Raw genomic sequence first — 23,920 nt, 5'->3', positions numbered from 1 at the left:
GTGATCTCGCGCGCGGGCGATGCCCGTGTCCACCCAGGCCGCGAAGTATCGGGGGATTCACGCTCGCGCCGCCCGGCCGGGCACGTTCGCGCGATAGGTGACCAGGATCCTGATTGCCGGGTTTGTTTCGGGTTACATGCCAGACTGTGGACGTGAAAGACGACGTGACCGAAACCGATAAGGACGAGCGGCCCGACCGCGGCACCGTCATCGGGCGTGGGGTGCTGTGGCTGGCGAAGTGGTCGCTGGCTATCGTGGCCATCGCCGCGGGCGCGTGGGTGCTCGGATTCCTGATCGACAAGTTCTGGGTGGCGCTGCTGCCGGTGGCGCTGGCGATCGTGGTGTCCACCGTGCTGTGGCCGCCGACCCGCTGGCTGACCGAGCGCGGATTGAAACCCGCGCTGGCCGCGTCGATCACCGTGCTCGGGTTCATCGCCATTCTGTCCGGGGTCATCGGATTGATCGTGCCGTCGGTGGTGGATCAGTCCCCGGAACTGGCCGACCGCGCGACCGAAGGCGTCAACCGGGTGCGCGACTGGTTGCAGGGTCCGCCGCTGAATGTGGGCGAGGAGCAACTCAATTCGGGTGTCTCGGCGATCGTGGACAAGTTGCAGTCCAGCGCCGAGCGCATCGCGGGCGGGGTGTTCACCGGGGTCAGCACCGCCACCTCGGCGATCGTGACGCTGTTCCTGGTGCTGGTACTGACGTTCTTCTTCGTCAAGGACGGGCCCCGGTTGCTGCCGTGGCTGCACTCGATCATCGGCAGCAAGGGCGGCACGCACATCGAGGAAGTGCTCAGCCGGGTGTGGGTCACCCTGGGCGGATTCATCCGCACGCAGGCGCTGGTGAGTTTGATCGACGCGGTGCTGATCGGCGGCGGTCTGCTGATCCTGCACGTGCCGCTGGCCGCGGTGCTGACCGTGCTGACGTTCCTGGGCGGATTCGTGCCGATCGTGGGCGCGTTCGTCGCCGGTGCGCTCGCGGTGCTGGTGGCCCTGGTCGCCAACGGCGTGACGACCGCGTTGATCGTGCTGGCGATCATCGTGGTTGTGCAGCAGCTGGAAGGCAATGTGCTGCAGCCGGTTCTGCAGAGCCGCAGCATGCAGTTGCACGCGGTGGTGGTGCTGCTGGCGGTGACCGTCGGCGGATCGCTGTACGGGATCGTCGGGGCGTTCCTGGCGGTGCCGGTGGTGGCGGTGGTCGCGGTGATCATGCGGTACGTGGGCGAGCAGATCGACCTGCTGACCGAGCCGGTGCCCGAACCCGTTGTGGAAGCGGCGGATTCGGGCGACGCCAAGGCTTGACGGGCGCGCCTGTCCGATCTCGGAGGCCCTCGAACATGATGTTCGGGGGCCTTCGCCGGTTATTTGTCGACCGGGATCAGGCGGCCGTCGAGGGTGCGCAGGTGGATGCGGGGTTGTTCGCGGGTGGGGGTGCGGACCAGGGCGAAGGCCAGGCCCGAGGGGGTGACCGAGGTCGTGTGGGTGTCGATGCTCGAGTCCAGGGTGAGGGTCGCGGCGTCGGCGGCGGCGGTGCCCAGGACCGCGAACCAGCTGGTGGCCGCGGGCGCGCCGCCACCGTTGGTGGGGGTGAAGCGTTTTCGGCTCATCCGCAGCAGCGGGCGGTGTTCGAGGGTGCGGATGCCGCGGGCGGGTGCGGGGCGGCGCGGGGTGCCGGTGATCATGGCGGGGGCCACCCAGCCCGCGGCGCGGTGTTCGACGATGACCACGACACGAAAGTCCCTGCTCTCCAGCAGGATCGCCACGGCGGCGTCACCGCGTTCGACCAGGGCGAGGGGGTGGAATTCGTCGTCGAGGGTGGCGAGCACGCCCAGGGCGGCGGCGACGGCGGGGTGTGACGGTACCGAATCCATTGGGGCTGTCCCCTTCTCGCAGAGATGGCCGCAAAGATGAATTCTAGGTACCGGGCGGTGTGCGTGCCACCGGTACGGCGAGAGTGAAACCGGAACGCAGTACGGCGGATCGGCTAGAGCTGGGTGGCGGATTCGCCGGCGAGGGCGGTGGCGAACTCGGTGGCGGCCAGGTTCAGTAGTGACTCGGCGAGGTCGCGGGCGGCGGGGGCGTCGGCGTCCAGGACCGCCTCGGCCAGGGCGCGGTAGAGATCGGCGCGGCCCACCTCGGCGGCCATCAAGACCGCGAGGGCGGCCAGGGCGGGCTCGTAGACCGCGCGCAGATCGTTGTAGAGCAGGCGGAAGACCAACGAGTCCGCGGCGTCGACCAGCAGGTCCCAGAAGTTCAGGGCGTGCAGCTGGCGGGCGATCGGATCCTGGGTCGCGGCAAGGGCTTCCACGATCTCGGTCAGGGGTGCGGCGAGGTCGGCGCCGGCGCGTTCGGCGGCCAGGCCCGCGGCTTCGCGGCCGATGAGGCGGCGGGTCTCCAGGATCGAGCGCATGACCGCGGGATCGAGTTGCCCTTTGCGCAGCAGCAGGCGCGGGAGCATGTCCATGCCGGCGTGGCGGCGGTAGTCGCGGACCGTGGTCGAACCGCCCTGGCGGACCTCCACGAGTCCGGTGTGCGCCAGGCGCTGCAGGGCCTCGCGCACGGTCGGGCGGGAGACGCCGAGGGTCTCGGCGAGCTGGCGTTCGGCGGGCAGGGCCGAGCCGGGTGGCAATTCGCCGTCGAGGACCTCGTCCACGAGCTGTTCGAAGACGGTATCGGGCACCGTCCGGCGGTCGATCCGCTTGATTGCCATGATCGGAACGCTAGGGGCGGGTTCGCGAGAGGTCAAGCGGCCAGACCAGTGCGTCGGGGTTGGCCGGTTCTTCGGGGGGAGTTCACCGGGTGTTCGTCGCCGGGGTGCCGCCGGTCACCCGGGGCCCTGCACGATCAGCCGGGTGCGCATCGTTCAGTTGGCCAACTTCTACGGTCCGCGCTCCGGGGGACTTCGCACCGCACTGCATCATCTGGGCGCGGGGTACGTCGCAGCGGGGCACGAGGTGGTGCTGATCGTGCCGGGGGCGCGGCGCTCGGAGGAGATCCTGGACTCCGGTGTCCTGCGCGTCACGGTGCCCGCGCCGCGCATCCCGGGCACCGGCGGGTATCGGGCGGCGGATCCGCGACGGGTGGCCGACGTGCTGCGGGGGATGCGGCCCGAGGCCCTGGAGGTGTCGGATCGCTTGACGCTCAGGGGTTTCGGCCGCTGGGCGCGGCGGCGGGACGTGGCCGGGGTGATGATCTCGCACGAGCGCCTGGACCGGCTGCTGGGTCAGGCGCTGCCGGGCCCGGCCGCGCGCGCCGCGGCGGACCTGGCCAATCGGCGCACCGCCCGCGAGTACGACATCGTCATCTGCACGACCGAGTTCGCGCGCCAGGAGTTCGAGCGGATCGACGCGCCGAACGTGTCGCTGGTGCCGCTGGGGGTGGATCTGGACATGTTCAGCCCGCACCGCCACGACCATCGGTTGCGGGCGGACCTGGGCGCGGAGCGGTATCCGCTGCTGGTGCACTGCGGGCGGCTCTCGGTGGAGAAGCGGGTCGATCGCAGTATCGAAACCGTTGCGGCCCTGCGCCGTGACGGTGTGCCGGCGCGGTTGGTGGTGGCCGGGGACGGGCCGCGCCGCGAGGCGCTCGAGCGCCGGGCGCGCACGGTGCCCGCGCTGGCGGACGGGCGGCCCGCGGTGCGGTTCACCGGTTTCATCAACGACCGCACCGCGCTGGCGACCCTGCTTGCCAGCGCCGATGTCTCCCTGGCCCCGGGCCCGCACGAGACCTTCGGCCTGGCCGCGCTCGAGGCCCTGGCCGCGGGCACCCCGGTGGTGGCGAGTCGCTCCTCGGCCCTGGCCGACATCGTGACCGCGGACTGCGGCGCGGTCGCCGCCGACCACCCCGCCGCCTTCGCCCACGCGGTGACCGGCGTCCTGGCCCTGCCCCCGACCCAGCGCCGCCACGCCGCCCGCACCCGCGCCGAACAGTTCACCTGGCCCGCCGCGGTCGCGGGGATGCTGGAGCTGCTGGCCTCGGCCTGACCGCCCGCGCCCGGCCATGCCGACGCGGGCGAAGTCTCGTTGCGCTGTTGACTCACGGAGCCCGATCGCTATATTGGTCTGACCACTTGGCCACCTGGCCACGGTTCGATGTCGACAGGAGATGGCGATGACGCCCCTCGAGCAGATGCGGGGTGCTACGGGCACCGAGGGCATTGCGGCCGCCGGTGACACCTCGGGTACCGGAGACACCCCGGGTAGCGACGTCGTGTCCGTCGCTGCCGATACCGACGATCGGGCCGTGGCGTTGCTCGAGCGGGCGCGGGCCGCGCAGGGCGCGTGGGGGGCGCTCGAGGTCGGGGAGCGGGTTCGGATCCTGGCGGGGCTGCCGGGGATTCTGCTGGGGAGTATCGACCGGATCGCGGGGGCGATCGTGGCGGAGAACGGGAAGCCGCGGGCCGAAGCGCTTGCGCACGAGGTGGTTCCGGCCATCGCGCTCGCGCGGCACCATCTCGACCACGCGGTCGCCACTCTGGGGCCCGCGCGGATCGGGTCGCCGACCGCGCCCTATCGCAGCGCCGTGCGCACGCACCGGCCGTACGGGACCGTGGTGGCCATCGCGCCGTGGAACCTGCCGTTCCTGATCCCCTTCAGCCAGGTGCTGCCCGCGCTCATCGCGGGAAACGCGGTGGTGCTCAAGCCTTCCGAGCTCACGCCGCGGATGGGGGAGCTGCTGGTGGAGTTGATCGCCTCCTGCGGGCTGCCCGCCGATCTGCTGCAGTGCGCCACCGGCGACGGCGCGCTCGGGGCCGCGCTGGTGCGGGCCCGCCCGGACAAGGTGCTGTTCACCGGGTCGGTGGCCACGGGGCAGCGGGTCATGGCGGCCGCGGCCAGGTTCCCGATTCCGGTCGGTCTCGAGCTGGGCGGTGTCGACGCGGCCGTCGTGCTGGCCGACGCGGACCTGGAGTTCACCACCTCGGCGGTGGCCTGGGGCGCGACTTTCAATGGGGGACAGGCCTGTTGCTCGATCGAACGGGTGCTGGTGCACGCGGATCTGTTCGAGGCCTTCCGGGTCCGGCTCGAGGACAAACTGCGGCGTGTGGACACCCGCGCCGATCTCGCGCCCGCGATCGACGACCGCCAGCGCGAGATCTGGCGGCAGCACGTGCGGGCCGCGCGCGAGTGCGGGCTGGATGTGCGCGGCGGGGCGGACCTGCCCGGCCGCAAGATCACCCCGGCGCTGGTCAGCGGCCCCCGGGTCACCGGCGCCGCGGTGTGGTCGCAGGAGACGTTCGGGCCGGTGGTCGCGCTGGCCCCGTTCGAGACCGACGAACAGGCCGTGGCCCTGCACAACGACACCGACTACGGGCTGACCGCGAGCGTGTTCTCCGCCGACGTGGACCGGGCGCGCGCCCTGGCGGGGCGCTTGAACGCCGGGTCGGTGGCGATCAACGATGTTGCCGCGACCATGTATTCGACGCCGGAGTATCCGTGGGGCGGTGTCGCGCGCTCGGGCTTCGGTCGGTCGCACGGCACCGACGCGCTGCTGGACGCGGCCTGGGTGCAGGTCATCGACGCCCCGCGCGGTCCGGCCTTCGGCCCCAAACGCCCCTGGTGGTACCCCTACGCCCCCGATCTCGAGGACGCGATGCGCGCGCTGGCCGGCGCCATCGCCGAACCCCGGCTCGGCTCGCGCCTGCGCGGGTACGGCCGCGCCGGCCACCACCTGCTCACCCTGCTCGGCCGCACCCCCACTCTCTGAGGACCCATCATGATCGCCATCGACCAGAACGCCCCGCGCCTGCGCCCGGGCACCGACCACGTCGAATCGTGGTTCGTCCGCGCCAACGACCCGCGCTCCCCGCGCGCGCTGTGGATCAAGGCCACCATACTTACCGGCCGCGACGGCACCGCCCTCGCGCAGGCCTGGTGCAGCATGTTCGACGGCAAGCGCACCCGGGCCTGGTGCCGCGACATCGCTTTGCCCGCGGCGTGTTTCGAGCAGAACGCGCTCGGGCAGGAGATCGCGGTGGGCCCGCTGGCGATGACCCTGCACGGGCGCGGCGGCGATTCGCGGGGCGCGCTGTCGGACGAGAACTCCACGGTGCGATGGGATCTGGCGTTCACCCGGTCCGCGGTGGCGGGCGCGCCGTTGTCGATGCTGCCGTCGGATCGGCTGCTGGACGCGAAGCTCCCGCGCAACAAGCTGGTGACCCCGTTCCCGGTGGCCACGATGTCCGGGTTCGTGGAGTGGGACGGCGAACGCTGGGATCTGGACGGCTGGCACGGCATGCAGGGCCACAACTGGGGCGCCGAGCACAGCCCCGAATACGCCTGGGGGCATTGTGTTTTCACCGAGACCGGCAGCGCGGAGCCGTTCGCGGTCATGGAGGGCGCCTCCGGGCGCACGCGGATCGGGGGCCGGGTGTCCCCGCTGCTGTCGATGCTGGTCGTGCGCCGGGGTGAGCGCGAGTTCCGGTTCGACCGCGTCGTCGACCTGTGGCGTCAGCGCCCGGAACTGGATTTCCCGCACTGGACCCTGCGCATGCGCGGGCGCGACGGCAGCGCCGAGGTGCGGATGAGCGCGGATCCGGCGCAGATGGTGTGCCTGGCCTATCGCAATCCCGCGCGCGCGACGAGCTACTGCCTCAATTCCAAGACCGCGGCGGTGTCGGTGCACGTCGCGCCGGTCAACGCCAACGCCTTCACCCTGCGCAGCGAACACGGTGGCGCGCTGGAATTCCTGGCGCCCGAGCCCCGTGCCGACGTGCAGCCGATCGTCTGAGTGGAGCACCCCCGATGCCTGTGACCTTCTTCGAGACCATGCGCGGCGAACTGTTCGACGCCGACGGGCACGCCCATCACGTGGCCATGGACCTGCGCTGTGAATCCGGGCGGGCGCGCGGATTCATCACCAACGGCCGCGCCCGCATCACCGGCACCATCCGCGCGGCCCCGTGGGTGGACGGTGCCGCGGTGACCGGCACCCTCATCGCGCTGCCGGTGACCAAACGGCTGATGAGCTACGAGATCGACTTCCGGGACGAGGCGGGCCGGGCGTGGCACCTGAGCGGGCGCAAGGATGTGCGCTGGGTGCGGCGCGCGCACGCGAGCCTGACCACCCTGGCCACCACGCTGTCCCGCGAGGATCGCGAGATCGCCTCGGGCACCATGCAATTCTTCGCCAACGACTACCCGAGTTTCCTGCGCTCGTTCCAGCCGTGGACCTCGCTGCGCGCGGATCTGCCCGACGGGTCGCATCCGGCGGGGATGCTGGGCGAATCCCAGCGGGCCACGCTCGGCGCGCTGGCCGGTGCGCTGATCGAACCGGGCGGGGCGGTGCCGCCGGTGCAGGCGGGGACCCTGGATCGATTCGACGAGTACGTGGGCAACGTGACCCCGCTCATGCAGTCCGGGGTGCGCCTGGCCCTGCGCGGGCTCGACACCGCGGCGCGCACCCGGCACGGGCGCGGGCTCGCTGGCCTGGACGAGTCCGCGCGCGCCGCGGTGGTAACGGCCGCGCGGGCCAACCCCGCACTGCAGCACGCGGTCGCCGCGATCGAAACACCTTTGCGGATAGCGCATTTCAGTGACCGCCGCTATCTGGACGCGATCGGCATGCCGCGCTACGACGAGCCGGTGCGGGGGCGCAGGCCCGGGTGGATGGCCAACGTCAGCACCCCGGACGAGGTGCCGGCGGTCGATCTGATCGCGTGCGATGCGGTGGTCATCGGCACCGGAGCCGGCGGCGCGGCGGTGGCGGCGCGCCTGACCGAGCGGGGCCTGGGCGTGGTCATGGTCGAGGAGGGCCACTACGCCGGGCGCGCGGAGTTCACCGGCGAACCGCACGATCGGACCCAGAAGTATTGGCGCGACGGCGGATACAACCTCGCGGTCGGCAACTCGGTGCTGGGGGTGAGCACCGGCCGCCTGGTCGGGGGCACGACCGCGATCAACTCCGGCACCGCGTTCCGCACCCCGGACGCGGTCCTGCGCGAATGGCTCGACCTCGGTTTTCCCGCCGATTTCGCACCCGAGGCGTTCGCCGGGCACCTCGATGAGGTGTCGGCCGAACTCGGCATCGCCTACGCCGAGCCGAAGTATCTGGGCCGGGTCGCGGAGATCATCGGCCGGGGCGCGGACGCGCTCGGGGCCGGGCACGGGCCGCTGCCGCGCAACGCCGCGGGCTGTGACGGGCGAGGCCAGTGCGTGTACGGGTGTCCCACCGACGCCAAACGCAGCAGCAATGTCAGCTGGGTGCCGCGTGCGCTCGAGGCCGGGGCGCAGCTGTACACCGGGCTCAGCGTCACCCGGATCCTGATGGACGACCGGCGGGCGGTGGGGGTGCTGGCCGAGGGGCAGGACACGCACGGGGCGCCGCGCGCGCTGGAGATCCGGGCGCGGGCGGTGGTGGTGGCGACCGGCACGCTCATGACGCCACTGCTGTTGCGCCGCAACGGTATCGACCTGCCCGCGCTGGGCCGCAACCTGTCGGTGCACCCGTCGCTGGGCGCGGTGGCGATGATGGCCGAGCCCGGGACGCCGTGGGAGGCGATTCCGCAGGGCTATCACGTGCACGGGCTGGGTGATGAGCTGTGCACCTTCGAAGGGGTGTCCATTCCGCCGCAGTTCGCGGCCGGGGTGCTGCCGTTCCACGGCGCGCGCCTGACCGAGTGGATAAACCGCTGGGCGCACACCGAGCAGTTCGGGGCCATGGTCCGCGACACCGGGGTGGGCAGCGTGGGTATCGGGCCGGGCGGGCGCACCCTGATCCGCTACAGCGTGACCCCGCGCGTGCTGGCCGCGCTCCAGCACGCGTGCGCGGGGCTGGCGGAGCTGTTCCTGCACGGCGGCGCGCAGGCGGTGGCCCTGCCGATCGCGGGGATGCCGCCGATCCGCACCCTCGAGCAGGCGCGGGCGGTGGCCGAGACCTCGCTCGGGGCGCGGCGATTCCGGATGATGGGACCGCATCCGCTGGGTACCGCGCGCATGGGGGCCGACGCGCGCACGGCGGTGGTGGACTTCGAGCATCGGGTCTTCGGTACCAGCGGGCTGTACATCGCCGATGGTTCGGTGGTGCCGACCTCGCTGGGGGTCAACCCCCAGGTAACCATCATGGCCATGGCGTTGCGGGCGGCCGAGGCGATCGCGGCCGATCTGCGGTGAGCGGCAATCGATTCCGGGGCTGGCGCCGATACCCCCGATCTTGGTACACCTGGGGGGAGACAACGGGGTGATCCGACTCGGTTCGCCAGACAGGGGCCCATCGTGAATTCCAGAGCCGAACTCGAGCGTGAACTGGGCGGGCCCGTGGCCGCCCTGGACGGACTCACCGAGGCCGAGACCGCTGATCTGCTCGAGATCTTCCGCCGGGCCCAGCGCACCGAGGCCGCGGACATGGTCGAGGCGGTGGACAAGACCGTGGGCGCGCTGCCGTGGCCGTTGAGCACCGCGGCCAAGAAGATCATGTTCGGGAACAAGCTCGGATGAGCGACCTGCTCACCCGGGCGCAGCTCACCCTGCTCTCGCGGACCCTGCACGTGCCGGTCGAACGGCTCGAGCATCTCGGGAAACTGGGTGCGGCGCGGCTGCACGAACTCCAGGAGAGTACGGCCCGGGTCATGTTCGACCGGCACGCCGCGGTGTTCTCGCGCCTGACGCTGCTGGTGCCGATCGTGCCGCTGAGCATCTCGATTCCGCTGGTGCAGCGGGTGGTTCCGCCGGTGATGGCCGGGCGCGCGGCCGGTGCGCTCGGGGTCGAGCACCCGCGCAAGGCCGTCGAGGCGACCACGCTGCTCGAGCCCGGCTACGCCGCGCAGGCCGCGCCGTTCATGGATCCGCACGCGGTGGGCAGGCTCGCCGAGATCGCACCTGCCGCGCCGGTGGTGGCGATCGTGAACGAGATCCTGCGTCGCGGGGACTACGTGACGGCCGGGCCGTTCCTGGCCTATGCCACACCGGAATTGATCCGCGCGGTGGAACTGGGTGTGCACGATGACGAGGGGTTGATCCGCTCGGCGTCGTACGCCTATTCCGGGGAGAGCATCTCGCTGATCGTGCGCCAGCTGCTGGCCGGCACCGAGCGGCGCATTCCGCGACTGCTGGGCGCGGTGGTGCACGGCTCGCCGGAATTGCGGCTCGCGGCGCTGTCGGTGTTCGCGCGCTGCGACGCCGACGTGGCCGCGGGGATCGGGGACGCGCTGGTCGAGGTGGCCTCGGCCGCGGAGATCGAGGCCCTGTTCCGGACGTTCCTGGACGCGGGCGCGGCGCCCGAGACACTGCGGTTCGTCGGGAATTTCGGTGCGGGCGCGGCGGATTCGATCGCGGGCAACGCGGTGTTCGCCGATCCGGCGGTGTTCGAGACGCTGACCACCGCGCTCTCGGACGGTCCCGAGGCGGGCGCGTGGCGCGGGCTGTTCACACTGGCCGGGCGGGCGGACGGGGCGGCCCGGCGCGTGGGCGGGACGATCTCCCACTTCGCGCCGGCGACGCTGACCGGGGTGGCCGCGACGCTCACCACCGCGGGGTTGTGGCCGGAGCTGGTGCGGGTGCTGGCCGCGGCCGAACCCGACGCCCAGTCCCGGATCGGGGAGGTCTTCTCGGCCCTGCCCGATGCCGACCGCGCGGACCTCGAGCGGAGTCTGGCCGCCGCCGGCTCGGACGAGGCGCTGACCGCGTTCACCGCCACCCTGCGCCTGCCCCGATGAGAACCATCCGGATAGCCGAGGTCGGAAAGCGCTCCGGGCGAGCGTGATTCGGCTCGCAGGCCCTGACCGATCGCCGTGTCCCCGCGGCGGCGGTCCGGATCCGTAGGCTGCACGAGCGCGAATCGCGGTGTGCGCGCCGGGCCGGGTCGCCGGGGCACGCTCGCGCGTCCGGATGCACATACGCGGTGGTTCGGGCTCCGGGGCGGGCCGTGCGGGTTCGTCGCGCGCGCCGCCGGTCACGATCGCCACGGCCGGTTCCGGAGTGCGCCGGATTGTGTACCGGGCCGAATGAGCCTGGTGGTCAGGCCAACTCCTCGACGACGCGTTCGAAAGCCGAGGCGCCGTTGCCCGCGGCGATCTGCTTGTCTACCAGGGCGCTCAGGGGTGCGATCAAGGTGGCGTCGACGCCGGCGTCGGTCGCCGAGCGGGTGATGGCATCGAGGGCGGACTTCTGGAAGGCCAGGTGCTGGACCTCGGCGGTGTAGTCGCCGGAGTCGATCACGCGGGCGAACTCGGGCAGGCTCTGGGTCATGGCGGTGACCCACGGGACGGCGCGGGCGGCGAAGTCGGTGGCGGTGAAACCGGCGGTGCGGGCCATGGCGGTGCCTTGGAAGAAGCCCGCGAACATCAGGTACATGCCGGCCAGCAGGGCGAAGTCGAGTTGGGCGGCGGTGCCGGGGTCGGTGTCGAAGTACTCGGCGGAGCCGAAGAGTTCGACCAGGGGGCGGTGGGTGTCGAACACCGTGCGCGAACCGCTGTAGAGCAGCGCCGAGGCGGGGGTGCCGATCATGGGCGGGACGGCCATGATGCCGCCGTCGAGGAAGTCGATGCCGTGGGTGGCGGCCCAGCGCGCGAGCTCGCGGGACTCCTCGGGCGAGGTGCTGGTGAGGTTGACCCACCGGCGGCCGGACAGGGTGTGCGCGATGGGGTCCAGGGTGTCGTGGATCGAGGCGTGATCGAGCAGCACGGTGATCAGCAGTCCCTCGTGCCGCACCGCGTCGGCCGGGGTGCTCGCGCCGTGCGCGCCCGCGGCCACGAGGTCGGTGTCGCGGCCGGGGCTGCGGTTCCAGACCGTGGTCGCGACACCGGCTTTCACCAGGGTCTGGGCCAGGGCCCGGCCCATCGCGCCGAGGCCCAGGACGGTGGCGGGTCCGAGCGGGGTGTTCGTCATGGCGGGAGCGCTCCTTCGCGGGTCGCCGCCGTCGGGAGCGGCGGGCTGGAATCGAGCGTGCCGGTGTGCGCGTTGGGCGACAAGTACGCACTATGTTCGAGGGATACGCACCGAAAGGTGAGTATCGAGCCAGTGAGGGTGAGCGATGGGCGAGAAGAGATACGGGCCATACTTCTGCGGGATCGACGCGGCCATGGATGTGCTGGGCGGGAAGTGGAAGTCGCTCATTCTCTGGGAGCTCGACGCGCACGGGTCGCGGCGGTTCGGGCAGTTGCGGCGCGCGCTGCCCGGGGTGTCGGAGAAGATGCTGACCCAGCATCTGCGCGAACTCGAGCAGGACGGTGTGGTGCATCGCGAGATCTACGCCGAAGTTCCGCCGCGCGTGGAGTATTCGCTGACCGAGGAGGGCGCGGCGCTCAACGCGGCGCTGGCCCCGCTGGGTGCGTGGGGCAAGCGCCGCATCGAGCGCATCGGGGCCGAGCGGGTGCACGCGCCGGTGTGAGCCGGACACCGTGTCCGGGCGCGGGCCGGCGGGTGCGCCTACCGGGATGAACCGCGATGGCGCGGACCGCGGGCTCGGATCAGGAATTGGCGGCGGCGTGCTGTCCGGCGACGCGGCCGAACGCCAGGGCGTCGGCGATGTGGAAGCCGCCGTCCTTGCAGCGGGAGTAGGTGGAGCTGACGTTGCCCGCGGCGTAGAGCCCGGGGATGGGGGCGCCGAAAGGGTCCAGAACGCGGGCGTTTTCGTCGCGGCGGGGTCCGCCGTTGCTCCAGCCGAGCAGGGGTGCGGAGGCGAAGGCGTAGTAGGGGGCCTCGGTCAGGGGGATCAGGGTGCGGGGGTGGCGGCCGAACTCGGGATCGTGGCCCGCGGCGCAGGCGGCGTTGTAGCGCTCGACGGTGTCGGTGAGGGCCGCGGGGTCCAGGCCGATCAGGGTCGCGAGTTCGGCGAGGGTGTCCGCGCGCTGGATCCAGCCCCTATCGATTTCGGCGGTGTTGTCCGCGCTCCAGTCGTAGCCTTCGATCTGCTGGGCCCAGCTCACCGCGAGCACGTCGCGGCCGGGGACGATCGGGCCCGCGCGCCGGGTGTTCTCGTCGAACAGGATGTGCATGGGTTCTACGGGGAACAGCTGGTAGCTGCCGTGCACGCGGGCGTGGCCGTGGCCCAGGGCGACGGTTTCGTTGCAGCAGCGGCGGCCGTCGCGGCCGAGGTAGAGGTAGCCGCGCGCGTGCGGGAACGCGGTGTAGAAGCCCGCGGTGTAGCCGGGGGCGCGCAGTCCGGGCAGGGTCATCATGTTGGACATGTGCCACAGGTCCGCGCCGGCCTTCATGGCCATGCGGTGGCCGTCGCCGGTGGCGGCGGGGGTGCCCCACACGACCGGGTCGGGCAGGCCCAGGTGGTCGCGGACCATGTCCGGGTCGGCTTCGAATCCGCCGGTGGCCAGGACGATTCCACGCCGGGCGCGCACGCGCAGGGTGCCGTCGGCGGTGTCGGCGAGGACGCCGGTGACCGTCCCGTCGGCCACGACGAGCTCGCGGGCGGGGGTGGCGAGGCGGACCTCGATGCCGCGGGCGCGCACCGCCTCGGACAGTGCGGCCCACAGCTTTCCGCCGCCCATGACGCCCTCGACGCCGATCCAGCCGCGCATGACGTCGCTGCCGTCGAGGTCGGGATACTCCGGCGGCGCGGGCACGGCCAGGCCGACCTCGATGCCGAGCGCGCGCATCCAGTCGGAGTTGCGGGCGGTTTCGGCGGCCCAGGTCCGCACCACCGGTTCGGGGATCGGCAGGCCGGCGCTGAGGCTGCGCAGGTAGACCGCGGCGCGGTCGGGATCCTGGTTGTCGAACCACACCGCGCCCGAGACCCGGGTGCTGCCGCCCGCGTGGTCGGCGGCCATCTTCTCCAGGATCAGTACCCGTGCGCCGGCGTCGTGGGCGGCGATCGCGGCGGCGCAGCCCGCGCCGCCGAATCCCACCACCACGACGTCGGTGTCGATATCCCATTGCGTCTCGGTCATGACCGCGTCGTCCTTCCGTTGGCCCCGGCTGCGAACGGAACCAGCCCGCGCCCGGACCGGATAACGTCAGTCCCGCTGACCGGGACCCGGCCGCGAGCGCGCTGTCGCTCCGGTATCCAAAAACGCTCTGGCACACTGGATATCCAGGGGAACTTCGATCGGAAGGGTCGTCGCGCCGCATGCATGTCGTACTCGTGGGACCGCCGGGCGCGGGCAAGGGCACCCAGGCCCGGGGCGTGAGCGCGGCGCTGGGCGTGCCGCACGTGTCCACCGGCGATCTGCTGCGCGCCCTGGCCGAGCAGCCCACCGAGCTGGGTCGTGAGCTGCGCGCGACCCTGGCCGGCGGCGCCCTGGTTCCGGACGCCGTCACCAACGAGATCGTGCGCGCCCGCCTGGCCGAACCCGACGCCCGGGCGGGGTCGCTGCTGGACGGCTACCCCCGCAACCGCGCCCAGGCGCGCGCCCTGGACACCGCCCTGGCCGCCCACGGTCGCGCACTGGATCGCGTCCTGGAACTGCGCCTGGACGACGAGCTCGCCCTGACCCGCCTGCTGGCGCGCGGGCGCGCCGACGACACCGAGGCGGTGATCCGCCACCGCCAGCACCTGTACCGCACCCAGACCGAACCCGTTCTCGCGCATTACGCGGGCAAGGTGGTCACAATCGACGCCGACGGGAGCGTCGAGGAGGTCGCCGAGCGTGCCCTGCGGGCCCTGCGCGAGCGGTAGAGATCCCGGGCGCATGTTCACCGATTCGCGAAGGCGAAGGAAACCCCGAACGTCCCTGGCGGGCCGGGTGGCGTGATAGCCCGGTGGATGCTCACGCCGCACGACGCAGGGTGTGCCGGATCCACCGGGCCGGTTGCTGTGCGAGTGATCGTGAATCATGCTGCGGCCCCGGGTGATCGGGTGCGTGGGCTGCGGGCGGCTCGGCCGGGATCCGGGTGGGCGGAACGGTCGGTGTACACCCTGCACGGGGGAACCGGGGCCGGTGTTGTGACAGGTCAGCACCGGCCGGCTTTTTGCGATTTTTGCGATATTCCCACCTCTATGATGGGCGGTCGATCGCGGGGCGCCCGGTCGTGTCGCCGGAGAAAAGGGGAACGCATGTCCGCCACCGACGAGGTCGGCTGCCAGGGGAGACCGACGAACCGGACCGGCCTATGACCGATCTGGTGACCGGCGCCCAGCTGGCGCTGCTCGCGCGAACCCTGCGCGTTCCGGTCGAGCGCATCGCGCACCTGGAACGACTGGGCGCGCACCGGCTGCACGAGTTGCAGCAGCGAATGTCGGGCACGCTGTTCGATCAGCACGCGCCGATGTTCGAGCGCATCAGCGCGCTGGTGCCCATCGTGCCGCTGAGCATCTCCCTGCCCATCGTGCAGCGCGTGGTGCCCCCGGCGATGACCGGGCGCGCGGCGGGCGCGGTCGGGGTGCTGCATCGCAAGAAGGCGATCGACGCGCTGCTGCGCCTGAATGTCTCCTACGCCGCGGACTGCGCGCCGTATCTGGATCCGCGCACGGTCGGCCAGCTCGCCGACGACGCCCCGCCGGGGCCGGTGATCGAGATCGTGAACGAGTTGCTGCGCCGTCGCGACTACGTGACCGCGGGCCCGTTCCTGGCCTATGCCACCCCGGAGCTGATCGACGCGGTCGAGAGCGGGGTGCACGACGACGAGGGCGTGATCCGCTCGGCGTCCTACGCCTATTCCGGGGAGAGCATCAGCGCGATTGTGCGCCAACTGCTTTCGGGTCCGGGCGGGCGGATTCCACGACTGCTGAGCACGGTCGTCGACGGGTCCAAGGAGCTGCGGCTGGCGGCGCTGTCGGTGTTCGCGCGCTGCGCGCCCGACGTGGTCGCCGCGGTGGGGGACATTCTGTTCGAGGTCGCCCCGCCCTCGGCGATCGGCGATCTGGTCACCACCTACATCCACGCCGGGGCCACCGAGGACATGCTGCGGTTCATCGGCCAGCTGAGCCCGCAGGCGCTGACCAAACTGGCCTTCAACCCGGTGCTGGCCGAGACCGCGGAGACCCTGGTGGCCGCCGTGGACGGCACCAGCGAGCTGGGCCTGTGGCGCGGGGTCCTGGAACCGCTGGCCCGCACCCCCGCCGAGGTGCGCCGGCGCGCCGCGCGGCGCCTGGTCGAGCTCGACACCCCGACCCTGATCATGCTGCCCGCCATCGCGCAGGCCGCGCGCCTGTGGGCGCCGCTGCTGTGGGTGCTCGCGGCCGCCGACGTGGATGTGCAGGCGCGGATCGCCGACCTGTGGGCCACCGCCACCCGCCTCGAGATCCCGCTGCTCGAACGGCGCATCGCCGATCAACACCTGGAGTCGCAGCTGACCACCCTCACCGCGACGCTGCGCCTGCTGCGCTGAGGCCCGCGACCCGGAACCGCTTGCGCCAGGGCTGATTCGAATCGGGTCCGGGTGCGATCACCTGGGCCGCACGGGTGTGCGCGCCGCGCCGGGAGTCCGCGGCCGCGCGCGGAGGTGGTAGGAAAGGAGACGTGTCCGAAACTGGCGAACCTCGCGCATCCCGTGCCGTCTCCGAGGTTGTCGACCTGGTCAGCACGCTGATCAGGTTCGACACCTCCAACACCGGCGAATTGGAGACCACCAAGGGCGAGCGCGAGTGCGCGCTCTGGGTGGCCGAGCAACTGGAGCAGGCCGGCTACACCACCGAGTACGTCGAGTCCGGGGCGCCGGGGCGCGGCAACGTGTTCGCGCGGTTGGCCGGCGCGGATTCGAGCCGGGGCGCGCTGCTGATGCACGGGCACCTGGACGTGGTGCCCGCCCAGGCCGCGGACTGGAGTGTGCACCCGTTCTCCGGGGCGATCCAGGACGGTTACGTGTGGGGCCGCGGCGCGGTCGACATGAAGGACATGTGCGGGATGATGCTGGCGGTGGCCCGCCAGTTCAAGATCGAGGGCACGGTGCCCCCGCGCGATATCGTGTTCGCGTTCCTGGCCGATGAGGAGAACGGCGGCAAGTGGGGCTCGCACTGGCTGGTGGACAATCGCCCCGACCTGTTCGAGGGGATCACCGAGGCGGTCGGTGAGGTCGGCGGTTTCTCGCTGACCGTGCCGCGCCCGGACGGCACCGAACGCCGGCTGTATCTGGTGGAGACCGCGGAGAAGGGGCTGGGCTGGATGCGCTTGCGCGCCAAGGCCCGTGCCGGGCACGGTTCGTTCCTGCACGAGGACAACGCGGTGACCATCCTGGCCCAGGCGGTCGCGCGACTGGGCACGCACACCTTCCCGCTGGTGGTCTCGGATTCGGTCGCGGAGTTCCTGGCCGCGGTGCAGCAGGAGTCCGGTATCGAATTCGATCCCTCCAGCCCCGACATCGAGGGCCAGCTGGCCAAGCTGGGCACGATCTCGCGCATCATCGGCGCGACGCTGCGCGACACCGCGAATCCGACCATGCTGGCGGCCGGATACAAGGCCAACGTCATTCCCCAGACCGCCGAGGCCGTGGTCGACTGCCGGGTGGTGCCGGGCCGCCAGGCCGAGTTCGAGAAGGAGGTCGACGCGCTGATCGGCCCCGATGTCGAGCGCGAGTGGATCACCAAACTCGATTCCTACGAGACCACCTTCGACGGGCATCTGGTGGACGCCATGAACGACGCCATCCTCGCCCACGACCCCAACGGTCGCACCGTGCCCTATATGCTCTCCGGCGGTACCGACGCGAAAGCGTTCGCGCGCTTGGGCATTCGCTGCTTCGGCTTCGCCCCGCTGCAGCTGCCGCCGGAACTGGATTTCACCGCGCTGTTCCACGGGGTGGATGAGCGGGTGCCGGTGGAGTCGCTCGAGTTCGGGGCGAGCGTGCTCGAACACTTCCTGCTGAACTGCTGACCCGTCGCACCCGCCGTCATCGAAAGGACCTGTCGTGCCCGATTATTCGTACAACCCCTACGCCGCGCTGCCGCAGCTGCCGGAGTTCACCGTGACCTCCACCGACATCACCGAGGGGCAGGCGCTGCACCTGGATCAGGTCAGCGCGCTGGGCGGGGCCGGGGGCAAGGACATCTCCCCGCAGCTGAGCTGGTCCGGATTCCCGGCCGAGACCAAGAGTTTCGCGGTCACCGTGTTCGATCCCGACGCCCCGACCGCCTCGGGTTTCTGGCACTGGGTGGTGGCCAACATCCCGGCGACCACCACGAGCCTCGAGACCGGGCAGGGCAGCAAGGGCGGTGTGCTGCCCGCGGGCGCGGTCACCCTGGGCAACGACGCGGGCCTGACCGAGTACACCGGCGCGTTCCCGCCGGCCGGACACGGCGCGCACCGCTATTTCGTGGTCGTGCACGCGGTCGGGGTGGAGCGGCTCGAAGTCGACGAGAACGCCTCCCCGGCGTACCTGGGGTTCAATCTGTTCATGAACGCGATCGGGCGCGCGACGCTGATCGGCACGCACGAACAGCTCTGAGCAGACCCCGGACATGGCTGTGGCCCTGGAGTCGACGCTCCAGGGCCACAGCGGTTCACCCGACGATCAGGGGTCCCGGATCAGGACAGGTTGATCACGTTGTCCGGGGCGGGGGTGGTGTAGAGCGCGGCGATCTCGGCCGCGTACTTGGTGGTGATGGGGTTGCGCTTGAGCTTGAGGGTGGGGGTGAGCTCGTCACCGCCGGGATCCCAGCCCGCGTCCAGCACCACGAAGCGCTTGATCTGCTCCACGCGCGAGAGTTTGGCGTTGGCGGCGGTGACCGCGGCCTTGATCTCCTCGACGATCTCCGGGTGCTGCGAGAGCGCCTTCAGATCGGCGTCGGGGGTGCCCAGGGCCTTGGCCCGCACGACCGCGGTGTCGGGGTCCAGGACCACCAGCGCGGCGATGTAGGGCTTGGCGTCGCCGATGGCCACGATCTGCCCGATCAGCGAGGACTGCGCCTTGACGCTGTTCTCGATGTTGGTGGGAGACAGGTTCTTTCCCGCCTCGCTGATGATCAGTTCCTTCTTGCGGTCGACGATGGAGATGTAGCCGTCACCGTCGATGGTGGCCACGTCGCCGGTGTGCAGCCAGCCGTCGGAATCGATGGCCTCGGCGGTCTTGTCGGGCATCTTGCGGTAGCCGTGGGTGACGATGTCGCCCTTGATCAGCAGTTCGCCGTCCTCGCCCAGGCGGACTTCCACCCCTTCCATGGGGATGCCGACGGTGCCGGGCTTGGGCTTGTTGAGCGGGGTGTAGGTGCCCACGCCCGAGGTCTCGGACATGCCCCACACCTCGGTGACGGTGAAGCCGAGGCCGAGCATGTACTCGAGGGTCTCGGGCGGGATGGCCGCGGCGCCGGAGGCGGCGACCTTGAGTTCGTCGAAGCCCAGGGCGTGGCGCAGCTTGCCGAGCACGAGGGCGTCGGCGAGCTTGTGCTGGACGTTGAGCAGCGGGCCGCGCCCGGTGCCGGCGAGGTCCGCGCGCGCGGCCTGCACACCGACGCCGATGGCCCAGTTGGCCAGGGACTTCTTGACCGGGCTGGGCTCGGTGGCGAGTTTGGCGTCGATGCCGGCCTTGATCTTCTGCCACACGCGCGGCACACCGAAGAACGCGGTGGGGCGGGCGTCGGGCAGGGCGGCGGCGATCTCGCGCGGGTCGGGCACGGTGGTCATCTGCACGCCGGTGAACAGGTTGGCGCAGTGGCCCGAAATGCGGTCTGCCACATGGGCGGCGGGCAGGTAGGACACCGAGCGGTCGTCCAGGCCCACGGTGAGCGGGCCGGTGACCAGTCCGGCGATCTGGGCGACCACGTTGCGGTGGGTCAGCTCCACGCCCTTGGACGGGCCGGTGGTGCCCGAGGTGTAGATCAGGGTGGCGATGTCGTCGGCCTTGACGGCCTTCCAGGCGGCGTCGAAGTCGAAGTCGGCGGCGGGCGCGGCTTCCACCTCGGCCAGGGTGACGGTGCCCGCGGCGCTGCCTTCGACCAGGACGATGTGCTCGAGCTCGACCCCGGCGCCGCGGACCGCGTCCAGGAACGCGGGTTCGGTGATGACGACCTTGTTCCCGGCGTTGGTGAACAGGTGCGCGATCTGCTCGGCGGAGGAGGTGTTGTAGATCGAGAACGGGGTGGCGCCCAGGTGCAGGGCGGCGGTGTCGACCAGGTTGAACTCGGGCCGGTTGGTGAGCATGATCCCGACGGTGTCACCGTGCGATACGCCCAGTCCGGCAAGTCCGGCCGCGATGGTGCGTACGTGTTCCCCGTACTGCGCCCACGTGATCTCCGTGGTGCCGCCCACCGTCCGCAGTGCCACCTGTTCGGGGCGCAGGGTGAGCGTTTCCTGGAACGCCTCCGGAATCGTGAAGACCGTTTTGCCCGATTTGTGCGGATAACCGATGTCTGTCGTCATAGCCCTTTTCCGATTGCCTCTCGCTTCACCCGCCACACGCGCACCCCATCCGACCTGCGCGAACTCCGGCGTTTCGATGAACGAGAAGTACCTCACGCGATGGCGCGACGCCCTGTGTGTGGCGCGGCTCACTCATCGTAGCCAGAAAATCGCAGCTGTGTCTCGCGCTACAGCACCCCGGCCCAAAATCGGGCATATCGGACATGAACGTCCGGTGGCGAGCACCCCGTCGCGCCCGCCCGCGCGCGCTCGGCCGCCCCGCCGTCCACCGCGGCGGCCCCGGGCCTAGGCTGATCCCAGCCCGGCAGTGACCTACGGCACAGGGCGGACGGCCCGTGTCGCCCACCGTTCGAATGGAGAACCGTGTTCGCCCTGCTCGAGCCGCCCGCGTCGGGCGGGCGCCGGCTCGACCGGCTGACCCGCGCGCTGCGTGCGCGCACCGCCGGCCACCGGGTCCCGCCGACCCCGGACCTGTCCCCGGGGACCGAGCATCCGCTCACCCGGGCGGGGCGCGAGCTGCGGGTGCAGGTGCTGGAACTGGCGGACCCCGATGACGGCGGGCACGTGCTGGTGTTCGGCGCGATCACCGAGAACTGCCTGGTGCGCCTGCACTCGGCGTGCCTGTACGGGGACGCGCTGGGCTCGCAGGACTGCGACTGCGGACCCGAACTGGATCGGGCCCTGGATCTGATCCAGGACGAGGGTTCGGGTGTGCTGGTGTATCTGCGGCAGGAGGGCCGGGGCGCGGGGCTGCTCACCAAGGCGCGGGGCCTGCGCCTGAGCGAGGAGCGCGGGGTGGACACCTTCACCGCCTACCGGCTGCTGGGGGTCGAGCCCGATCCGCGGCGGTATACCCCCGCCGCGGAAAGCCTGCTCGCACTGGGGCTTTCCTCGGTGCGGCTGCTGACGAACAATCCGCGCAAGGTGCGCGAACTCGAGGCCGCGGGCCTGGCGGTGACGATGGTGGGACTGCATCCGCCCCCGGGCAGCGCGCGCGCGGCCCGGTATCTGGCCGCGAAACGGCGCCGGGCCGGGCATCGGCTGCCGCTGCACTATCGATCGCGCACGCTGATCCCGGTCCTGGCGCTGGGTGTGGCGGGCGGCGGGATCGCGGTGGGGTGCGCCGGGTTGGTGGCGCTGGGGGCTGGTGTGACGCTGGCGGGCTGTGCGATCGCGGTGATCGCCCGGACCGGGTAGGGCTCGATCACCGTGCGGGGCGCAGGGATTCGGCGTCGCGGTCGATGCCGTGCGCGTAGGCGGCGGCGATCGCGGTGACCGCGGGCATCGACCCCGGGATGTCCAGGGCCGAGTGCCGGGCCACGATCGCCGCGGTGGCCCAGGCGAAGTCCTCGTCGGTCAGGGTGCCGCCCGCGCGGATCGAGCGGTAGGCCAGCGCGGCCGAGAACGCCGAGCACGCGCCCGCCGCGCCCGCGCCCGCGACGGCGCCGAAGTGCGAGATGGTCAGCTCGCGCCGGTGTGCGCGGGTGACGGTGCAGCGCGATCCCTCGATCGCGCAGACCGCGTTCACCCCCAGGTGCAACAGTCGTTCGGTGGTGTCCCCGGCGCGCCCGCCCGGCCACAGCGCGGCCACCTCGCCGCGGGTGCCGATCACGCAGTCCACCGCGTCCAGGCGCAGGTGCAGGTGCTTGGGCAGCACGGTGGGCGGGGAGACGTTCAGGAACACGCGCGGGCGGGTGGGCATGCGCCGCACCAGATCCAGGACGTGGCTGACGATCTCGCCGGACTGTTCCAGGGTCACCAGCACCGCGTCGCACGAGTGCACGGCCTGGCGGATCGCGGCGCTGGCGAGGTCGTGCGCGCTCAGGCCGATGCGGTCCTGTTTGAACGCGATGGTCGCCGATTCACCGCTGAGCAGCATGAGCACGGTGGCCACGGGGGTCCGCACGCCGGGCACGACCTTGATCAGGCTGGTGTCGATGCGCTGGCGGCGCAGGTAGTCCAGCACGGTGCGCCCGTCGGGGTCGTCGCCGATGGCGGTGATCAGCCGGGCGTCCAGGCCGAGGCGGGCCAGGGCCACCGCGCGGTTGAGGCCCTTGCCGCCGGGGTGGCGCTGGAAGTCGCCCCACACCGAGGTGCCCAGGGCAGGTATGCGTTCCACGACGTTGATCTGGTCGATGGCGGCGTCGCCGATGATCGCGACCGACCCGTGCGGGGGTGCGCCGGCGGCGGGGTCGGGCAGGGCTTGGGTGTCGAAGACCGAGGCGCCGGACAGGCGCGCGGCGAGCGCGGTGACCGCGTGTTGCCCGCGCAGGCCGCGCAGGGTTCGCACCGAGGGGGCGGGCGGGGGGTCGGCGACCCCGAGCGCGGCGTGCAGTTCGCGCCAGTGCGCGGCCAGGTAGGTGCGGCGCTCGGCCAGGTCCGGGGCGTACAGCAGGGCGGGTTCGATGCCGTGGACGCGGTGCTCGCGCAGCAGGCCCAGGCTCAGTTCGGCGTCGACCACCACGCGTTCGCTGGGGGGCATCTGGCGGGCCAGCAGGGCGACGGCGCCGAGCAGGGCGGGGGCGTCGGGCAGGTTCGTCAGGTGCGCGTAGCGGCGCACGGCGGGTAGCTCGAACAGTGGCGCGACGTCGACTTCGGTGCGGCGCAGGCGATCCAGGCTCAGGCCCGAGCGTTTGCGCAGGCGCATCAGGACATCGCGCACCGCGAGGGTGCCGGCGTCCTGCGGGGGCGCCACGGCCTCCGGGCCGGATACTCGACGATCGACCATTGGCAACCCACGGTAGCGCGTGCCGGTCAGGCAATCGGCCGGACGAGTCTGTCAATTCCGTTCTACGATACGGCGTTTGCCGCGACGCGACGGCGTTTGGCACGCACCCGCGCGGGTCGCGGCGACGGTCACGCCGGTGCGTGGGGCGTCCGGTGGCGGTCGGCGGTAGCGTGATCGAGTTTTCATGATCGATTTCCCGCCGGGCGCCCGCGGCGCGCTTCGGCCGCGGGCGCGGATTCGACCGTCTTTTCACCGATTTCGCTTCCCCGGTGGGCGAAATTAGCAAACTACGCTACCGCCGGTCATGTTTTGCAGACAAAGGAAACGTCAATTCCCTTGTGGTAGTGGCAAATGCCGGGCACGAGCGGCAAATGCCATACTGGTGTCGGCGAAATATCGCCTCCGCCAGACTGTTCGGGAGGTTCTGGTGCAACCAGCGCGTGTACCGTTTCGACCATCGCGGCGAGCCGGGCGGGGGCGCCACGAGCGGAGCAGTACGACGCACAGCCGGGGGCGGCGGGGCGGGGTCGTCGTGATCTACGAGAGCAGCCGGTCGATCACCGGCAGCCGCAGCCAGGAGTGGGTGCGCGACACGCACGCGGGCCGGAACCGGCACGGAAGCCGATCCGGTGGCCGGGACAGCGATTCACGCGCGCGCGGGCGGGGGCCAGGACTCGCCCGGCCGAGATGTGCGCCGGGCCCGGGGAACCCGGGGGCGCGGCCGAGACGTTGGCACAGGAATTGGGAACCACGGTGAAACAGGTCATGGCGGTACCGCATCGGCGGATGATGGAGCGGGGCAGAGCGTGACCCGATTCTTTTTCCGGTCGGCGGACGGACCACCGGCGCCCTCATCGACGAGGGCGCGCCGGGGGTGGCGTTTGCGTGCCGGTCGGCGTGGCATCCGGGAGGAACTCGGAAAAGAGTCAGTGAAAAAAGTACGGAATACCCTCCGGGCATTCCGACAATTCGGGCGGGAGTGGACCATTGATGAAATACCGACCGCCCGGCACT

19 protein-coding genes are annotated in these 23,920 nt (G+C 71.5%); 13 read left to right on the top strand and 6 right to left on the bottom strand.

The genetic code is table 11. The features are described from left to right. The first annotated feature begins 146 nt into the window (after positions 1-146). On the top strand, positions 147-1,304 hold the full coding sequence (locus ACWDOP_RS30115) for an AI-2E family transporter (protein WP_456347747.1): 1,158 nt from the start codon (positions 147-149) through the stop codon (positions 1,302-1,304). Between the two features lie 59 nt (positions 1,305-1,363). Here the strand turns inward: ACWDOP_RS30115 and ACWDOP_RS30110 are convergent, their stop codons facing one another. Together ACWDOP_RS30110 and ACWDOP_RS30105 are read right to left on the bottom strand one after the other, a co-directional pair. Continuing rightward, on the bottom strand, positions 1,364-1,873 hold the full coding sequence (locus tag ACWDOP_RS30110) for a hypothetical protein (protein ID WP_454208531.1): 510 nt from the start codon (positions 1,871-1,873) through the stop codon (positions 1,364-1,366). Between the two features lie 113 nt (positions 1,874-1,986). After that, positions 1,987-2,712, bottom strand: coding sequence for a FadR/GntR family transcriptional regulator (locus ACWDOP_RS30105; protein WP_456347746.1), 726 nt, complete (start codon positions 2,710-2,712; stop codon positions 1,987-1,989). Between the two features lie 142 nt (positions 2,713-2,854). Between ACWDOP_RS30105 and ACWDOP_RS30100 the strand changes: the two genes are divergently transcribed. The 6 genes from ACWDOP_RS30100 (at position 2,855) to ACWDOP_RS30075 (ending at position 10,650) form a co-directional block, all read left to right on the top strand. Beyond that, positions 2,855-3,985: a glycosyltransferase gene (locus ACWDOP_RS30100; RefSeq protein WP_456347745.1), complete on the top strand. Its 1,131-nt coding sequence runs from the start codon at positions 2,855-2,857 to the stop codon at positions 3,983-3,985. Positions 3,986-4,112: 127 nt separating this feature from the next. After that, the gene (locus tag ACWDOP_RS30095; protein WP_456347744.1) at positions 4,113-5,705 is read left to right on the top strand and encodes an aldehyde dehydrogenase family protein; all 1,593 of its coding nucleotides are present in this window, start codon (positions 4,113-4,115) and stop codon (positions 5,703-5,705) included. 9 nt (positions 5,706-5,714) lie between these two features. After that, positions 5,715-6,728 carry a hypothetical protein gene (locus ACWDOP_RS30090; RefSeq protein ID WP_456347743.1) on the top strand — a complete coding sequence of 338 codons (1,014 nt, stop codon included), beginning with the start codon at positions 5,715-5,717 and terminating at the stop codon, positions 6,726-6,728. A 14-nt stretch (positions 6,729-6,742) separates the two neighbouring features. Next, positions 6,743-9,109, top strand: a complete 2,367-nt coding sequence (locus ACWDOP_RS30085; RefSeq protein ID WP_456347742.1) for a GMC family oxidoreductase N-terminal domain-containing protein — start codon at positions 6,743-6,745, stop codon at positions 9,107-9,109. Between the two features lie 102 nt (positions 9,110-9,211). Then, a complete protein-coding gene (locus ACWDOP_RS30080; RefSeq protein ID WP_454208537.1) occupies positions 9,212-9,433 on the top strand; it encodes a hypothetical protein in 222 nt (73 codons plus the stop codon). Then, positions 9,430-10,650 (top strand): hypothetical protein, encoded by a 1,221-nt coding sequence (locus ACWDOP_RS30075; protein WP_456347741.1) that lies wholly within the window; start codon positions 9,430-9,432, stop codon positions 10,648-10,650. Before ACWDOP_RS30080 ends, ACWDOP_RS30075 begins: the two co-directional genes overlap by 4 nt. A 301-nt stretch (positions 10,651-10,951) precedes the next feature. Here ACWDOP_RS30075 and ACWDOP_RS30070 read toward each other — a convergent pair whose 3' ends face one another. Further along, positions 10,952-11,821 carry an NAD(P)-dependent oxidoreductase gene (locus ACWDOP_RS30070; protein ID WP_456347740.1) on the bottom strand — a complete coding sequence of 290 codons (870 nt, stop codon included), beginning with the start codon at positions 11,819-11,821 and terminating at the stop codon, positions 10,952-10,954. A gap of 145 nt (positions 11,822-11,966) precedes the next feature. Between ACWDOP_RS30070 and ACWDOP_RS30065 the strand changes: the two genes are divergently transcribed. Continuing rightward, a complete protein-coding gene (locus ACWDOP_RS30065) occupies positions 11,967-12,323 on the top strand; it encodes a winged helix-turn-helix transcriptional regulator (protein ID WP_454208540.1) in 357 nt (118 codons plus the stop codon). Positions 12,324-12,402: 79 nt separating this feature from the next. On the opposite strand, the gene ACWDOP_RS30060 is transcribed toward ACWDOP_RS30065, so the two are convergent. Beyond that, on the bottom strand, positions 12,403-13,836 hold the full coding sequence (locus ACWDOP_RS30060; RefSeq protein ID WP_456347739.1) for an FAD-dependent oxidoreductase: 1,434 nt from the start codon (positions 13,834-13,836) through the stop codon (positions 12,403-12,405). 179 nt (positions 13,837-14,015) lie between these two features. Between ACWDOP_RS30060 and ACWDOP_RS30055 the strand changes: the two genes are divergently transcribed. The 4 genes from ACWDOP_RS30055 (at position 14,016) to ACWDOP_RS30040 (ending at position 18,268) form a co-directional block, all read left to right on the top strand. Then, positions 14,016-14,564: an adenylate kinase gene (locus ACWDOP_RS30055; RefSeq protein WP_456347738.1), complete on the top strand. Its 549-nt coding sequence runs from the start codon at positions 14,016-14,018 to the stop codon at positions 14,562-14,564. Between the two features lie 434 nt (positions 14,565-14,998). Continuing rightward, complete coding sequence (locus ACWDOP_RS30050) at positions 14,999-16,216, top strand: hypothetical protein (protein ID WP_454208543.1); 1,218 nt, start codon at positions 14,999-15,001, stop codon at positions 16,214-16,216. Between the two features lie 131 nt (positions 16,217-16,347). Next, a complete protein-coding gene (locus ACWDOP_RS30045) occupies positions 16,348-17,697 on the top strand; it encodes a M20/M25/M40 family metallo-hydrolase (protein ID WP_454208544.1) in 1,350 nt (449 codons plus the stop codon). A 34-nt stretch (positions 17,698-17,731) separates the two neighbouring features. Beyond that, positions 17,732-18,268 carry a YbhB/YbcL family Raf kinase inhibitor-like protein gene (locus ACWDOP_RS30040; RefSeq protein WP_456347737.1) on the top strand — a complete coding sequence of 179 codons (537 nt, stop codon included), beginning with the start codon at positions 17,732-17,734 and terminating at the stop codon, positions 18,266-18,268. A gap of 80 nt (positions 18,269-18,348) precedes the next feature. On the opposite strand, the gene ACWDOP_RS30035 is transcribed toward ACWDOP_RS30040, so the two are convergent. Next, the gene (locus ACWDOP_RS30035; RefSeq protein ID WP_456347736.1) at positions 18,349-20,178 is read right to left on the bottom strand and encodes an AMP-dependent synthetase/ligase; all 1,830 of its coding nucleotides are present in this window, start codon (positions 20,176-20,178) and stop codon (positions 18,349-18,351) included. Between the two features lie 363 nt (positions 20,179-20,541). On the opposite strand from ACWDOP_RS30035, the gene ACWDOP_RS30030 reads away from it, so the two are divergent. After that, entirely contained in the window at positions 20,542-21,375 is an 834-nt protein-coding gene (locus ACWDOP_RS30030; RefSeq protein ID WP_456347735.1) for a GTP cyclohydrolase II, read from the top strand. A 7-nt stretch (positions 21,376-21,382) separates the two neighbouring features. Here the strand turns inward: ACWDOP_RS30030 and ACWDOP_RS30025 are convergent, their stop codons facing one another. Then, positions 21,383-22,906, bottom strand: a complete 1,524-nt coding sequence (locus ACWDOP_RS30025; RefSeq protein ID WP_456347734.1) for a carbohydrate kinase family protein — start codon at positions 22,904-22,906, stop codon at positions 21,383-21,385. Positions 22,907-23,920 lie beyond the last annotated feature (1,014 nt).

The sequence above is a fragment of the Nocardia sp. NPDC003693 genome, from assembly GCF_053981095.1.
Note: the sequence above shows the minus strand (reverse complement) of the source record. Positions and strands in the feature narration are given on the sequence as shown.